The organism is Clostridium sp. LS (genome assembly GCF_002760435.1).
Classification (GTDB): Bacteria; Bacillota; Clostridia; order Clostridiales; family Clostridiaceae; genus Clostridium.
Genome location: NZ_AUUU01000039.1, coordinates 99,776 through 114,526 on the forward strand (window position 1 = coordinate 99,776; position 14,751 = coordinate 114,526).

Sequence of the window (14,751 nt, forward strand, 5' to 3'; positions counted from 1 at the left end):
TTTAAGTCTCCCCCATTTGCATATAATAAGATTTTTCAGCTAAAGTATACCACTATTAATTATACTATATTTTCTTTAAATGTATATTTTTAGCATCATTTTTTCTTATAGCTAAATCAAAACCTCTAAAATTAATAATTATAGGGTCTCCTAGGGGTGCTGTTCTCCTAAGCTCTACCTCAGTACCTTCGATGCATCCTAAAGCAAATAACCTTTTAATCAGTTTCGAATCACCTTTAATAGATGTAATTATCCCTTTTTCTCCTGGACTTAAATTACAAATACACATAATAATAACACCTCCTAATTGAAATCATTTATCATATAATTAAGAATATCATTATTGTCTATATTTTTCAATATTAAATGGTATTTTTAGAACAATTTTATTCAATTCTCTCAAATTATTTTTTTATAGCATAAAATCCACATTGCATATGAGAATACCAAAAAACTTCATAAACATTAAATCCAGTATTCTTTAATAATTCTATATGGTCAAGGATAGAAATTGGGTAATACTCTTTATTGAATCGCGATTTATGATTTTCAATGGCTTGCTTAGTCCTTCCCATATTTTCTTGAAATGCTCCCCATCTGTTTAGTCCAATCAAGGTTCCATTATCAGTTAAGGGTTTTATATTTTCAAAGGTAATATATATTCCATCATCATTTAGTAAATCATAACAATTCCTAGTTGCAATTATTCTTTCTTCTTTGCTTAAGTAATGATGAACCTGTATTGCTGTAATTACATCTACTTTATTACTTATGTATTTACTTAATTCTTGTGAACAGCATTTTTGTATAAAATTTACTCTTTCCATTGATTTTTCTTTAAACTTTTGCTTTGCCTGCACAAGCATTTCCTCTGATAAATCTGATAATATAAATTTAGTATTTGGAAAAATATTATATGCCTTTTCAATAAAAGTTCCAGTCCCACACCCTATGTCTAACCATTTTCTGCTTTCTTTATTATAATTAAAAACTAAATCAATTGTTTCATTATGAAAGTTTTCGTAAAAGGGAATTGTCTTTATAATATTATCATCATATTCTATTGCTTTATGAGGTGTTGTATTATCGTTCTCCATTAGAACTTTATAAGTATTTCTGTTTTTTTCTCTATCAAAATTATATGTCACTTTAAATCTCTCCTTTTTTTATTCATTTTTAGCTGCTTATACTGTAATTTTATTCTAATTAATGTTATAATCCAAATATATATTTTTTATATTTATTATAACTATAGTTTATATCATATATTACAAATTTCAGAATTACTTTACATAATAAAAATTATAGTAACGGAGGATTATTGCATGATTTTAGATTTAAACCTGTATAAAGTATTTTATACAGTAGCAAAATATAAAAATATATCCCGCGCATCAGAGATTCTTTTTGTTTCTCAGCCAGCTGTAAGCAAATCAATTAAAACTTTAGAAAAAAATCTTGGGATAAAACTCTTTTTACGAAGTTCAAAGGGTGTTACACTAACTTCTGAAGGCGAAGTATTATACAATCACATTGAGAATGGTTTTGAAGAAATTCTTTTAGGTGAGAGATTGGTTGAAAAATTGAAAAACAAAGATATGGGAACTATCAACATTGGAGTAAGTACTGCCATAGGGAAAAATTATCTTGTTCCTAAACTTGAGAAATTTATACAACTATACCCTAACTTTAAAATTAATATATTAAATAGGCCTACCATAGATACTGTGCAATTAGTTGAAGAAGATAAATTAGATTTAGCTATTGTTGGGGCTCCTAATAGTGATGACAATCTGCAATTCGTAAAATTATCGATAATTCACGATATATTCGTAGCTAGTCCTAGTTATTTAGATAAATTAGCTTACACATCCTTAGAAGATTTGTTTAATCGAGGATCCTTTATGCTTCTCGAAAATCCTAATGTAACTAGAAGTCATATAGATAATTATTTCATTAGTCAAAATTTAAAAGTAATAACTGATATCGAAGCTAGTAATATGGATTTTTTAATTGAATGCGCCAAAATAGGGCTTGGAATTACTTCTGTAATAAAAGAATTTATTTTAGATGACTTAAATAACGAGAGATTAATAGAAATTGCTTTAGATACACCTATTCCTCAGCGTCATATTGGTGTAATATATAAAAATGCATCTAACCTTTCCATAGCATCTAAAACCTTAATAGAATTCCTAAAAAATTATATTAATTAAATATGAACATTTTAGCAAAAAGACACCAAACAATATATACCTATAAAGTTTGGTGTTATAAAATAATTTATTAATTTATATATACCAATAGCACTGCTGTAGCTCTTATTAAGTATTTCTTAATAAGGGAAGTATGGATAAATTGGATATGGTACAGGTGGTGCAATGTAAGGATAAGGTAATAAAGATAATGCTGCTAAAGAAGCTAAAGGAAAAGCTTGACGAACAAATCTTCTATACCTTATAGGACCTGGGCCTGGATGGTAATAACCTGGATATACTCTATATTGCTCTGAGTGACTTTCATTTTCACGAGCTAATACGTCTTCGCCAACTAAAATGATAATACGATCTGGGTCTACGTTTTCAATAATTCCATCAAAGGTTCTACCATCAGTTAAAGTTAATTTTGTATGATAATACATACATCTTTTGCATTTTTCATGAATATTTTGTAAGTCTCTGTAATTATCTTCTCTTTCTAATTCCATTTTTTTGAACATCTCCTTTCGAAAACATCATATTCAGTTTTTAGGAAAATCGTTCCATATTATAAAGGAAATGTTCAGAAAAATTATATTACTATTTTTAAAATGTTATTTTAAGTTCTTTACTCCTTCTTCTAATATCTCCATTTGAAGTAGAGTCTGCTCATCGGTAATAGTTTTATCTCCTCCATTTACAATTGCCTCATATAGATCATCATATACTCTTCCGTAGTCTCCATTAACAGTTTTCACTTTTTCTTCATGAATTATGCCTTCTTCATCAATATACGTTAGAACACCATAATGCTTTAATGTATCAACTCCAAAGTCTTCATTCTCAGGCATATAAAATAATTTCAAATGTTCTTCCTGGCGATCCTTTGTCTCTTTTACGAAACATCCTTTTGTTCCATATGCCACAAAACTTGGTCTTTCCTTGAGTCTAAAGTAACTAGATTTTACGGAAACTTTTAATTTCCCATAATACAAATCTAAATCGAAGTAATCGTTCATTCTTCCCGCTCCCAATAATTGTCTTACATCATAATGAATATTATCTGGCTTGCCAAAATAACTAATTACCTGATCTAAAGTGTGACAACCATGCCCATATAAATATGAATTTGAAGGAATAAAGCTAGTAATTGACAATGGTACTTCAGGACGGTAATAATCATAATTCATTTCTACTTCTAACAATTCACCTAATTTTCCATCTTCAATTACTTTTTGAACAGTTAAAAAATCACTATCAAAACGTCTATTTTGATATGCCTGAATAAACAAGCCTTTTTCCTTTGCTAATTCAAATATTTCTTTTGCTTGAATTGATGTTTCCATAAAAGGCTTTTCAACCAAACAATGTTTATTATGTTCCAATACCATCTTCGCATACTCATAATGACTATCATGTGTTGTACATACAACAATTAATTGAATTTCTGAGTCATTTAATAGTTCATCTAAATTAGATATATAATTTATCCCAGAAATTCTATTCCACTTCTCATGGTTTGGGTTTCTTTGATAAACTGTTTTTACTTTTATATTTTTTCTTTTAATAACAAATGGAAGATGATATCTGTTTGTACTTTTACCATTTCCAATATAACCAATTGTAAGCATGAGTCCTCCTAAATAATTTATCTTATGACATAAATTCTGAATGCACTTTTTTAAGTAATTCTGGAATTTGTAAAGATTGAGGACAATGTTGCATACAAAGACCGCAAGAAACACATTGGTCAGCTCCAGAACCTGCTGGCACTAAATTACTTTGGTACTGCCCTTTATCTACCCAATGAGATTTCATAAGTTGATGATTGTTATAGAGCTTGAATATCTCCGGAATTGTTACACCCTTTGGACATGGCATGCAATATCTGCAACCTGTGCAGCCAATACTCTTCTTTGCTTCATAAGCTTCACGAATTGTTTTAATTAAATTTAAATCTTCATCAGACATAACATTTGGAGATGCTTGATTAAATATTTTTAAATTATCCTTCAATTGTTGAAGAGTACTTGTTCCGCTTAAAACTAAAGAAATTTCAGGCATGTTATATAACCATCTAAAACACCATTCTACCAAAGTACGTTTTTCTGGATATTTATTAATGATATCGTGAACTTCCTCAGGTACTGTATTAAGTATATATCCTCCCCTTAGAGGTTCCATGATAACTACACCCATGCCTTTATCAGCTGCATATTTTAAACCTTCAACACCAACTTGCTGTGTTTCATCTAGTATATTAAGCTGAATTTGAGTCATTTCCCAATCAAAGGAATCTACAATTTCTTTAAACGCACTTAGGGTATTATGAATGGAGAAACCTTTATGAGCTATTTTTCCTTTTTGAATCATTTTATCTAAGAAAGTAAGACCATCAAATTTCTTTACTTTCTCCCAATTTTCGTGATTCATATTGTGCAAAAGATATACATCTATATGATCAGTTCCTAGTCTTATCAATTGTTCATCTAAATATTTTTCAAAATCTTCATGTTTAGTAATATTCCAAATAGGGCTTTTAGTAGCTAAATAAGTTTTATCTCGATAACCATCCTTTAGGGCTTTTCCCATTGTTACTTCACTGCCTTTATAGATATAGGCAGTATCTAGGTAATTTACGCCGTTATCAAGAGCGTAACGTACCATTTCAATAGCTTCTTTTTCATCAGAAGGAAATCTCATGCATCCGAGTCCAAATCTAGATACTTTCATTCCTGTTCTTCCATATTGGGTATATTCCATATAACTTCACACCTTTCTAAAATTAGATAATTTTAGTATACAACTTAGAGTGTAATCTAAGTCAATAGATTTTTTCATATCTCTTTTGTAAAATGAAATTAATGTAACATTAGCAAGCAAATGAATAAATTTTATAATAAAAGAAAATCTACTAATATAGAAATTAATACAAAATGCATGGAGGATTAAAATGAATATACTAAAGAAAGTAATATATATTACTATTATTTTTATCTTATTACATAGCACTAAAGGTACTGCATATGCTAGCTTAAATATTGTTCAAAATCCAGTCAAGGTAGCTGTATTCTTAAATAATTTTAATGATCCATTCATTTCTAATGTTAAAAAAAGCTTAGAAAATATTGAAAAAGAAAATGAAAAAAAAGTCCAGTTTACTTTTTTTGATGCAAAGAGTAATCAAACTATTCAAAATGAAAGTATTGTAAAAGAACTTAATGATAAAAATTTTGATCTTTTCGTAGTAAATTTAGTAAGTAACAAAATAAGTGACGTAGAAAGTACCTTTAACAAGATATTTCAGAATAATATGCCTCTAATACTACATTTAGCTCCTAGTTCAGAATTCGCTAATGTTATTAAATCTTATGGCAAAGCTGTCATTATAGGTTCAAACGAAGAGCAATCCGGCACTCTACAAGGGAAAATTCTTGTTGATGCATGGAATGCTAAGAAAGAAACTATAGATAAAAATAAAGACGATATTTTGCAATATGTTATACTAAAGGGGCCTGCTGACAGCATATCAACAATCTTTAGGACAAAATATTCCATTGGAGCAATTAATAACGCCGGAATAAAAACACAAGAACTTTTATCAGTCAATTGTAATTGGAATGAAGAATGTGCTAAAACCACAATAGAATCAGCCCTGCTAACACTTGATGGTAAAATTGAAGCTATAATATCAAATAACGATGCTATGGCAATAGGCGCTATCAAAACTCTTCAGAAATATGGATACAATAAAGAAGATAAATCTAAATATATTCCAGTAGTTGGGATTGATGCTTTGCCAGAAGCTCAAGCACTAATTAAAAAAGGAATTATGACAGGAACTGTTTTGCAAGATCCTCGTGAGCTTGCAACTGCAATATATATTGTAGGGATGAATATGATTTCTGGAAGATATCCTCTTGAAGGTACGAATTATAAATTTGATGAAACTGGAAATACAATTAGAATACCTTACCATCCATATACTAACTTACAATAAATCTTTAATTATGTATTTCAAGATACTAATGCCTATCTATCATCGTATAATATTTTATTTAGCTACCAAAGTTGAGACTCATGTACCGTGAGCCTCTCTTTAGGATTGAGTATATTAAGGTTCTACAATAACAACAATTGATACATTTTTTCTATATATCACTAAATCATCTTGTAAAATCTCTATAAGTGTAAAAACTTGCGGTTTCGTATTCATCTTGACTATTAAATTCTAAATATTTTACTTTAACTACTATCTTCATTACTTAACATCATTCCATTTTAGAATGGCGCATTGAAAAATCGCTAATTCAATCTTCTGAACTGCGATTTCACAATTAGTAATGTATCCTTATTGTATAATAATTTTTAATATAGATTATGCTTAATTTCTTAATTATCCATTTGATGCTCGTATTTTAATAAATTTAATTACATCTTCCAATGTCAATTTTTCTTTTACTTCTATCATAAGCCATTTTATGCCACGTAAACTTCCAGTATCAATATATAATTTTTGAATATATTTACTGCAGGTAGGAAGCATAAATTCAACCTCTTGCCGTTCTTTTTCCCCAATAACAATTAAAACAATGAAGTAATGTTCCATTGGATATAAAGTACATAAGGATTTCCCGGATTTTTTATATTTTATATTCCAACCTTTTTGCATGGAGCATTTACTATATTCCATTTTAGGTATTACAGAGTACGTATTTTCTACAAATGAGCAAAACTCATGAAACAATTCACTATTTACATACTCCTTAATATTTTTCCATGAAGGCTGGTTATCTTGTAAATATAAATTACTACACATAATGATCACCTCTTTTAAGTAGATATTTTAAACCAAGTTTCCATATAAGAAGAGTCTGGCGTTATATCAAAATAGAGTTCAACCATAAGAGCTTCTAGGGCAATTTTGTTATTAGGAAACCATATACTATACATATACTGTAAAGACTTACCAAGAGCGTTTGTTGTTAGTGCAAGAAAATTTTCTGCCTCAAAAGAACAAACAATATAGTATCCACTTGGCATTATAAATTGCTCAAAATTCTGGATGTTATCAGAATTATTTACTTCTGCTCCCACAAAATAATTAAGATTTTCTGGTACAGTGCCTGGCCTGCCAACGCCTATTTCATTACCGCCTTTTATAAAAATATCAGTAGAATTTTTCTTGCTGTGAAAATCATTCCATAATTCAGCCAAATAATTTATGCTTGGATTATTAGAGAGAAAGGTTTCCATTGATATCCCTGCAAATATACGGTCATTTGATAACTGTCTGCGACTAATTTCTAAAACCATCCCATCAGCTACAAGTGGAATATTTTCGCCAATCAAACGATATTTTAAAGAAATATCAGGCTTGTTAAAATGTTTTAATAGCCTTGGCTGCTTGCGGTATGCTTCTGGTGTCAATTTATAGGCTTCTTTAAAGTTACGTGTAAATGTTTCGTGATTCTCAAATCCAACTTTTACAGCAATATCAAGAATTTTACAATTGGTATTTTCCAAAAGCTCAGCAGCTTTTGCTAAACGTCTTAATTTTACATATTCCATTACCGATTTCCCGACTAATCGACTAAATAATCGTTGAAAGTAAAAAGGAGAAAGACATGCTATTTCCGCTAAATTGTTTATTTCGATTTTTTCCTCATAACTATTTTCAATATAATTTATAGTTCTTTGAATATATTCCCATGATTCCATGAGCAACACCTCCTGTAATCATAGTATCATCATTTTTAATATTTTTCTTGACGTACAATGCCTAATATAAATAATCTTATTTCATGCCTTCGTATTATCATACACCGATTATAGCATAAATTGTAAATATCACATTTTACGAATAATACTTTTAATTACTTTGGATCTATCTCTAATTCACCATCTCCAGCTATTACAATTATGTAACTAGGCAGTATAGGTACCATATCAGTTCTTTCTGAATTAGCTTCTATTTTTGTACTTTGTATTATGGCATAATCTTCATTAAAAACTAATAAGCGAATGTTGTTGTTTTTAGAAATATTTTTAATAGTATAAATACCGTCTTTTGAAGGCTTAAGATCATTTATAGTATAAATACCTTCCTTAAATGTATTAGCGATTGCAAATGCAGTTTTTAATCCAATTATATTAAATGATATGACAAAAAAAATTAAAAATAAAACCACATATTTCTTCATAGGGCATCTCCTTTTAGTTAAATTATTATGAAAAATATAGTATTAATCTTTTGGAAAGATTTTCACTTCTCCTTTACCAACAATTACTACTTTAAAATTATCTTTGACTGGTATTGTATCAATCTTTGGTGACTTAGGTAATAATCTTACACCTTCAATTACATTTAAATTTTCATCTAAAATTGTTACATAAACATTATCTTGAGATTGAATATTTTCAATGGTATAAATATGATTTTTCGACTTACCAAAATTAGATACTTTATAAATACCTTGAGTATAGATATTATCAGTTGCAAATGCCGATTTTAATTTAAATATACTAAATGATACACATAGAAAAATTAAGAATAAAATAATAGACTTCTTCATTATACCAACACCTTTCGGATCTTTTTTGTAACAGTTAGAATAATATCCCTGTGTATTTTAATTTATAAATGTGAACTAGCAAATATATTTATATAAAAATAACCTTTATGAGGAAGACGAATTGAAACTAGAGTACTATCAAGTGAATATTGCGTACCTTCAACAGGATTTTTTCCTTTAATCATATTCATTCCACAAGCATATAAAGCGTCAGCATAACCTCTAGCATCTTGATAAACTGAACCTAACATATATTCTTTTTCAATTAATTCTTTAGCCACTGGTGTTACATCAACTCCAATAATTGGTATTGTTTTATTTTTATCTCCCTTATTATATCCATATTCTTGTAACGCTCTAATAGCTCCAATAGCCATTGTATCATCATTTGAAATTATCACTTCTATTAAATCCTTATATTTATCAAATTCTGATTTTGTAGCATTATACGCTAAACCCTCATTCCAATTACAAATTTTAAGTGAAACTTGTTGAGTTTTTATTCCAGCTTTTTCAATTGTTGATACAGAGTATTTTGTTCTTTGAATTGCTTCAGTATTGTCCCCCTCACCTTCTAACATAAAATATTGCATTATATTATCCTTATTTTTATCAATATATTCTTTACTAGTAGTCCATGCATCAATAAGCATTTTTCCTTGAAGTTCACCGGCAGTTGCTGCATCTGTGCCTATATATAATGCTTTACTATAAGATTGAATCGGTACTGGTGTAAGTGGTTCTCTGTTAAAAAAAATTACTGGAATATTATGTTCTTTTATCCTATCTATAACTGTTTTTGAATATGCTCTATCAACTATATTCATTAATATAAGATCGGTTCCTTCTTGTAGCACTTTGTCAAGTTCTTCATATTGAACTGCTTGATTTGTTTTGCCATCATAGAATATAAATTCAACCTTTCCTTGGTTCTCTTTTTGAACTTCCTCTAAATTTTGACGAATTTCAGAGATGAAATCATCAGTGAAATCTAATAAAAAGACTGATACTTTTGCAGGTTTTATTTCTGCAAAAGCTGTACTTTCAAATTTTACTCTATAGTCAAATGATATACTATTTATAAAAGATATTATTAAAATTAGTGATAATATTCTTTTTAATATTCTCATTTTAGCCTCCTAAATTATTAAGAAAATTAGAAATTATTAGTTTAAAATTCTTTATAATATTATAGTTATCTTGAGTTAAATCAGAAAAATTTATGCAAAATATGCTTTATGATTATATTCTTGAAACCTAAGATATACTTAATAATTACAAACAGTGTTTTGAATAATATTTATTTAGAAATAAAATAAGTCTAACCTTGTGACATAAATTAGCACATGGTTAGACAATATATCTTTTATTTTCAGTTTTATTTCTAGACTTATTCAGTAGGTTTAGTCACATGAACTACGCCATGAGGATGCTGAGGTGGTGCATAGATAGAGTATACTTTAAGAGGCTTATTGCCTGTGTTAATAATATTATGCCAGGTACCAGCAGGTATCATGATTGCAAAGTCACCACGTGCTTTTGCTTGAAAATCTAAATTGTCTTTACTTAATCCCATTTTAACAACTCCCTGCCCGTCTTCAATGCGTATGAATTGATCAGTGTCTGGATGAATTTCTAAACCTATATCATCGCCTACTTTGATACTCATCAAAGTAACTTGAAGATGTTCTCCAGTCCATAAACCCGTACGGAAATTATTGTTTTGTTCGGTAGCTTTCTCAATATTAATTACTAGAGGCCGTGGACCGTAATCCTGTAAAACCATTTGGTTTTTGCCCATAGCTGATTGTGAGGTATCAGCTCTTGAACAGTTCTCCATTTCATCAAAAAGCGCAGTATATGGGACATATCTAAAATTAGAGCACGGATATGTCCAATTCTCATTGCATGTGTCATATGGATCATAACTTAATGTATCATTAGAATAATTATCCCCTGGATTCATTCTATAATTATACATATTTTATCTTCCTTGCTATAGTATTTTAGAATTATAATATGTTTCAGTTTTTCAAAATGTGCTGTATTAGTTGTAGCTAATTCGTATTTTTAATAATATTTCTAAGGCATAAAGTTATTATAAACAGCACTTATTTTCTAAAAATTCCGTATTTTCATATAACATGGAAAAGAAATTTGGACTTTTATTTTGGGGTAATACCAGCAGCTCTGTAACCAGGGGCAAAGTAAAAAGTCCTTAAAGGACTTTTACTTTTAAATTATCTATTTTATTTTTCTAGTAACTCTTTTACTTTTATATCAGTATCTGTTCCCGAAAAAGGAGTGTACACAATCAGGTTCAAATTAGAATTATCGGAAACATCAAAACTACTAAACTCAAAGATCATTGTCCCCACGATTGGATGTTCGAGTTTCTTATAAAATTCGTTTTTCTTTTGAACATCATGTTCTGGCCACCATAAACTAAATTCTTTGCTTCTTTTCTTAATATCTTCAATAAATTTAGAAAACCATGGATTATCAATATATTTTACTGTAGTTGACCGAAATCTTGCAAGCATCCCTCTTGCATGGAACTCCCAGTCTATAAATAGTTTCTTATAATCATCATGATTAAACATTATCCAAACCATATTTCTCTGGGACTCATCTATTTTATTAAAATCACAGAATACAACACTTGCTGCTTTATTCCATGAAATAATATTCCACTTTGTATCCATAATAAAAGATGGACTTAATATTAAATTATCTAGTACATGCTGTAGCATTGGACTTACAGATCTTTGCAATGGTGGAATATCTGCTGGAGGTACTTGTCTTACCAAATCGTAAATATAAATTCGTTCTTGTTCATCAAGCATCAATACTCTACATAAACTTTCTAATACTGCTGAGGATACTTTTATAGATCGTCCTTGTTCAAGCCAAGTTTACCAAGTTAATCCTATGCCCGCAAGAGATGCTAGCTCTTCTAGTCTTTAAAAAATCTCCTAGTGCTTTATAGTGGTGTCTCCAGCAATTTAACATTTTTATACACTAAGGGAATAAAAATCTCAAAATGGGGTACGGCAACGATTCGAAAAACAGCCACAAGACAGTATTTACCATTTAAAATAGAATTGGTACTACTATTTTGTGGCTGTTATGACGTTTTATTAGAAAATTACGTCATAACGTCTATTGACTAATATATGTAATTTTCTTAACCAATATCTTTTTATTATGATAGTAGTCTTGACAAAATATACAATAACGAATAATCTATAATTAGAGCTCTAATTATTAGAGGGGGTGAATATTATTAAAAGTTCTAGTATTCTTACAGAAAAAATTGCATGGCTTTTTCTGGAGTGGAGAAGATTTAACCAAAAAAGATTAGTTATCTATGATATTACTCTTCAACAAAGGGCACTCTTAAACGAGCTTAACAAAAATGAATTCCTGGCACCGAATGAAATAGCAGATTATTTGCATTGTGACCGTCCCACTGCCTCATTTATCATTAAAAACCTGGAAAAGAAAGGTTGGATTTATCGAAAGAAAGACGAAAAAAATGCAAAATATCATAAGATAATAATTTCAGAAAATGGTAAAGAGGTTTTACAAAGAGTTAATTCCTCAGTTCCACCGATTAAAATAAGCCCATTTGATGTGCTAACCTCTGAAGAAAGCAATCAACTATTTTATTTGCTAAAAAAATGTGAAGATAGAATGAAAGAAATAACACATTTAAAGGAGAATAACAATGAATAAAGTATTAGAAACAATTTATAGCCTACACGCTGTACACGGAAATTTCACATCCAAGCCCATTGAAGAAGAAAAAATTAGAACTATTTTAGATGCCTGTGTCAATGCTCAGAATGCCTCAAATAGACAAAGCTATTCAATTATTGTAATCAGAGGTGAAGAGAATGTGCAAAAGATTATTAGTTGTGGTTACAAAGCACCAATTGCACTCCTTTTCTGCGTTGATTTTAATAGAATACATGATATAGGAGAGTACCTGGGTTATCCAAGCGACAATGATAACTTATTTAGCTACCTGACTGCACATACTGATGCTGTTTTAGCAGCACAGACTGCTATTATGGCTGCAACTTCACTAGAACTAGGGACTCTTTGTACAAACAGTATACATACTTTATATCGTAAAAATCTTATTGATTTGTATAAAGAATTAAATCTACCAGATGAACATTTTTTCCCTGTAACTGCTTTATTGATTGGTTATGAAGATAAAACCAATGTCCCTAATTATAAAAACGGTAGACTTAAAGATGCTGGAATTGTACATTATGATACCTATAAGAAGCTTACAGCAGAAGAAAAGGAATCAATAATAGAAACTGTAAACAATCCAGAAAATCATTTTAGTACCAAAGGAAGAGAAAAAGGAAATTGTGATACTTACCTTGAATTTTACTATACTAAATGGGCACCACCTAAAAAAGCCGAAGTCATAGAAAAAATGGATGCTATGTTGTATGAAAAACTAACATCATTTATTAAAAAATAATTTTTAGGTTCCTTGGAATCAAGCATAGAATCCCTTATTAAATGGCCATTATTAATAGTCGACATGAATGAAAACAGACTACATTATGAAAGTAAACTCCATAATGTAGTCTGTTCTTATTTCATTATCAATTGGTAAACATTATCCTACATATAGGGGTAGTGGTAGCATCCGTGTCATGTACTGAAAAGATAACCGAATGTTTTTCTACAAGTATGAGTGCCAATCTCACCTGAAATTATGATTCCGGTTTTATCATCTATTTCAATAATTCCAACGTTCTGAAGCTTAAAAACTTTGACCCTGATTACACAGATGCTGGTATTACCCTATTTGGGAATAAGTCTAATAATTCTATCATCATTTACACTAGGATTTCCTCTACCATCTCTATTACTAGTCGTTAGGTAAATAGACCCATCTTTATTCTCCGTAACTTCACGTAAACGTCCATATTCATTCTTAAACAGTGATTCTATATTAATAACTTTAGTTCCATTTCCATTTAGAGATAGGGAAAGTAATTGTTGTCCACGTAAAGCCGCTACAAGCAAATTTCCTTTCCATGGTCCTTTTCTTACAAAGCTAATCCCTGATGGTGCCCAGGTTTCATCTCCACTTTGTATTAATGGTTTTTGAGTTTTAGTTTCTGAGGATTCTATATCTCCCTGCACAAGAGGCCATCCATAATTTGCGCCTGGCTTAATTATATTTATTTCGTCATGAGCTATTTGTCCATGTTCTGATTCATACAGGACATTATCTGAGTTCCAGGCTAAACCTTCTGGGTTTCGATGTCCTAGGCTATAAATTGGTGAATTAGCAAATGGATTATCAATAGGAATTATTCCATCTAATTCTATTCGAAGTATTTTTCCAGCTGTACTTGAGAGATCTTGAGCTAAAGAAGAATCTCCTGAATCTCCTGTTGTTATATATAATTTTTGATCGGGGCCAACCTTTATTCTCCCTCCATTATGAATTCTCCCTCCTGGAATTTTATCCAAAATAATTTTGTCTATGACTGCATTATTGTTATTTTCAATCAATCTAACTACACGATTAAACATAACCTCTCCCTGCCCATAAGAATGCATAACATACAGATAGTGATTTTGTGAATAATTAGGATCTAAAGCAATACCCATTAAGCCGCCTTCACCTTGGCTTATAAAAGGTGGTCCAAATGTTATTAGTGGCTGAGTTTGAAGTTTTCCATCTTTAATTACCCTAATTGTACCTGATCGTTCTGTAACATAAAGAACACCATCATCACTTATAGCTATGGCCCAAGGAACATATAAATTTTCTGCAATTAATTGTATTTCATAAGGAAATTGTCTTGAGGCAGATGCTTTTATTGGGATATTATTTTTACCGCGTTTATCAAAAATTTTATTGGATAAAATACTATTAAGAAATTGTTTCATCTTGTTATCCTCCAAGCTAAAATATACATCTACTTATAATATCA

17 protein-coding genes are annotated in these 14,751 nt (G+C 29.9%); 4 read left to right on the forward strand and 13 right to left on the reverse strand.

What is annotated here, in order from left to right; all coding sequences use genetic code 11:
• Window positions 1-64: 64 nt before the first annotated feature.
• Together COL3_RS10145 and COL3_RS10150 are read right to left on the reverse strand one after the other, a co-directional pair.
• Window positions 65-289, reverse strand: a complete 225-nt coding sequence (locus COL3_RS10145; RefSeq protein ID WP_008424467.1) for a ferrous iron transport protein A — start codon at window positions 287-289, stop codon at window positions 65-67.
• A gap of 115 nt (window positions 290-404) precedes the next feature.
• Window positions 405-1,148 carry a class I SAM-dependent methyltransferase gene (locus COL3_RS10150; RefSeq protein WP_008424469.1) on the reverse strand — a complete coding sequence of 248 codons (744 nt, stop codon included), beginning with the start codon at window positions 1,146-1,148 and terminating at the stop codon, window positions 405-407.
• Window positions 1,149-1,325: 177 nt separating this feature from the next.
• Between COL3_RS10150 and COL3_RS10155 the strand changes: the two genes are divergently transcribed.
• Window positions 1,326-2,216 carry a LysR family transcriptional regulator gene (locus COL3_RS10155; protein ID WP_008424471.1) on the forward strand — a complete coding sequence of 297 codons (891 nt, stop codon included), beginning with the start codon at window positions 1,326-1,328 and terminating at the stop codon, window positions 2,214-2,216.
• 119 nt (window positions 2,217-2,335) lie between these two features.
• Here the strand turns inward: COL3_RS10155 and COL3_RS10160 are convergent, their stop codons facing one another.
• The 3 genes from COL3_RS10160 to COL3_RS10170 all read right to left on the reverse strand — a co-directional run bounded on the left by COL3_RS10160 (window position 2,336) and on the right by COL3_RS10170 (window position 4,961).
• Complete coding sequence (locus COL3_RS10160; RefSeq protein WP_008424473.1) at window positions 2,336-2,707, reverse strand: hypothetical protein; 372 nt, start codon at window positions 2,705-2,707, stop codon at window positions 2,336-2,338.
• Window positions 2,708-2,812: 105 nt separating this feature from the next.
• Window positions 2,813-3,829 (reverse strand): oxidoreductase, encoded by a 1,017-nt coding sequence (locus COL3_RS10165; protein ID WP_008424475.1) that lies wholly within the window; start codon window positions 3,827-3,829, stop codon window positions 2,813-2,815.
• A 22-nt stretch (window positions 3,830-3,851) separates the two neighbouring features.
• Window positions 3,852-4,961, reverse strand: a complete 1,110-nt coding sequence (locus COL3_RS10170) for an aldo/keto reductase (protein ID WP_008424477.1) — start codon at window positions 4,959-4,961, stop codon at window positions 3,852-3,854.
• 190 nt (window positions 4,962-5,151) lie between these two features.
• Here COL3_RS10170 and COL3_RS10175 point away from each other — a divergent pair, with 190 nt between their 5' ends.
• On the forward strand, window positions 5,152-6,198 hold the full coding sequence (locus tag COL3_RS10175) for a galactose ABC transporter substrate-binding protein (RefSeq protein WP_008424479.1): 1,047 nt from the start codon (window positions 5,152-5,154) through the stop codon (window positions 6,196-6,198).
• 396 nt (window positions 6,199-6,594) lie between these two features.
• Here the strand turns inward: COL3_RS10175 and COL3_RS10180 are convergent, their stop codons facing one another.
• The 7 genes from COL3_RS10180 to COL3_RS10210 form a co-directional block, all read right to left on the reverse strand.
• The gene (locus tag COL3_RS10180; protein WP_008424481.1) at window positions 6,595-7,017 is read right to left on the reverse strand and encodes a DUF3788 domain-containing protein; all 423 of its coding nucleotides are present in this window, start codon (window positions 7,015-7,017) and stop codon (window positions 6,595-6,597) included.
• 14 nt (window positions 7,018-7,031) lie between these two features.
• Window positions 7,032-7,919, reverse strand: coding sequence for an AraC family transcriptional regulator (locus COL3_RS10185; RefSeq protein ID WP_008424483.1), 888 nt, complete (start codon window positions 7,917-7,919; stop codon window positions 7,032-7,034).
• Between the two features lie 155 nt (window positions 7,920-8,074).
• On the reverse strand, window positions 8,075-8,401 hold the full coding sequence (locus tag COL3_RS10190; protein WP_008424485.1) for a hypothetical protein: 327 nt from the start codon (window positions 8,399-8,401) through the stop codon (window positions 8,075-8,077).
• Between the two features lie 42 nt (window positions 8,402-8,443).
• The gene (locus COL3_RS10195; protein ID WP_008424487.1) at window positions 8,444-8,773 is read right to left on the reverse strand and encodes a hypothetical protein; all 330 of its coding nucleotides are present in this window, start codon (window positions 8,771-8,773) and stop codon (window positions 8,444-8,446) included.
• 62 nt (window positions 8,774-8,835) lie between these two features.
• The gene (locus COL3_RS10200; protein ID WP_008424488.1) at window positions 8,836-9,903 is read right to left on the reverse strand and encodes a galactose ABC transporter substrate-binding protein; all 1,068 of its coding nucleotides are present in this window, start codon (window positions 9,901-9,903) and stop codon (window positions 8,836-8,838) included.
• 260 nt (window positions 9,904-10,163) lie between these two features.
• Complete coding sequence (locus COL3_RS10205; protein WP_008424490.1) at window positions 10,164-10,754, reverse strand: cupin domain-containing protein; 591 nt, start codon at window positions 10,752-10,754, stop codon at window positions 10,164-10,166.
• 268 nt (window positions 10,755-11,022) lie between these two features.
• Entirely contained in the window at window positions 11,023-11,619 is a 597-nt protein-coding gene (locus COL3_RS10210) for a hypothetical protein (RefSeq protein WP_008424493.1), read from the reverse strand.
• A gap of 430 nt (window positions 11,620-12,049) precedes the next feature.
• Between COL3_RS10210 and COL3_RS10215 the strand changes: the two genes are divergently transcribed.
• Both COL3_RS10215 and COL3_RS10220 read left to right on the forward strand, forming a co-directional pair.
• Window positions 12,050-12,511, forward strand: coding sequence for a MarR family transcriptional regulator (locus tag COL3_RS10215; protein ID WP_008424494.1), 462 nt, complete (start codon window positions 12,050-12,052; stop codon window positions 12,509-12,511).
• Entirely contained in the window at window positions 12,504-13,277 is a 774-nt protein-coding gene (locus COL3_RS10220; RefSeq protein ID WP_008424496.1) for a nitroreductase family protein, read from the forward strand. The genes COL3_RS10215 and COL3_RS10220 overlap by 8 nt, the downstream gene beginning before the upstream one ends.
• A gap of 329 nt (window positions 13,278-13,606) precedes the next feature.
• Here the strand turns inward: COL3_RS10220 and COL3_RS10230 are convergent, their stop codons facing one another.
• Window positions 13,607-14,707 carry a PQQ-dependent sugar dehydrogenase gene (locus COL3_RS10230; RefSeq protein WP_008424498.1) on the reverse strand — a complete coding sequence of 367 codons (1,101 nt, stop codon included), beginning with the start codon at window positions 14,705-14,707 and terminating at the stop codon, window positions 13,607-13,609.
• Window positions 14,708-14,751: the final 44 nt, after the last annotated feature.

Bases quoted from the DNA above. Each gene is read 5' to 3' on its own strand.
- COL3_RS10185 (WP_008424483.1), bottom strand. From the start codon at position 7,919: ATGGAATCATGGGAATATATTCAAAGAACTATAAATTATATTGAAAAT.
- COL3_RS10170 (WP_008424477.1), bottom strand. From the start codon at position 4,961: ATGGAATATACCCAATATGGAAGAACAGGAATGAAAGTATCTAGATTT.
- COL3_RS10160 (WP_008424473.1), bottom strand. From the start codon at position 2,707: ATGGAATTAGAAAGAGAAGATAATTACAGAGACTTACAAAATATTCAT.
- COL3_RS10190 (WP_008424485.1), bottom strand. From the start codon at position 8,401: ATGAAGAAATATGTGGTTTTATTTTTAATTTTTTTTGTCATATCATTT.
- COL3_RS10165 (WP_008424475.1), bottom strand. From the start codon at position 3,829: ATGCTTACAATTGGTTATATTGGAAATGGTAAAAGTACAAACAGATAT.
- COL3_RS10195 (WP_008424487.1), bottom strand. From the start codon at position 8,773: ATGAAGAAGTCTATTATTTTATTCTTAATTTTTCTATGTGTATCATTT.
- COL3_RS10155 (WP_008424471.1), top strand. From the start codon at position 1,326: ATGATTTTAGATTTAAACCTGTATAAAGTATTTTATACAGTAGCAAAA.
- COL3_RS10220 (WP_008424496.1), top strand. From the start codon at position 12,504: ATGAATAAAGTATTAGAAACAATTTATAGCCTACACGCTGTACACGGA.
- COL3_RS10175 (WP_008424479.1), top strand. From the start codon at position 5,152: ATGAATATACTAAAGAAAGTAATATATATTACTATTATTTTTATCTTA.
- COL3_RS10210 (WP_008424493.1), bottom strand. From the start codon at position 11,619: ATGCTTGATGAACAAGAACGAATTTATATTTACGATTTGGTAAGACAA.
- COL3_RS10200 (WP_008424488.1), bottom strand. From the start codon at position 9,903: ATGAGAATATTAAAAAGAATATTATCACTAATTTTAATAATATCTTTT.
- COL3_RS10145 (WP_008424467.1), bottom strand. From the start codon at position 289: ATGTGTATTTGTAATTTAAGTCCAGGAGAAAAAGGGATAATTACATCT.
- COL3_RS10230 (WP_008424498.1), bottom strand. From the start codon at position 14,707: ATGAAACAATTTCTTAATAGTATTTTATCCAATAAAATTTTTGATAAA.
- COL3_RS10205 (WP_008424490.1), bottom strand. From the start codon at position 10,754: ATGTATAATTATAGAATGAATCCAGGGGATAATTATTCTAATGATACA.
- COL3_RS10180 (WP_008424481.1), bottom strand. From the start codon at position 7,017: ATGTGTAGTAATTTATATTTACAAGATAACCAGCCTTCATGGAAAAAT.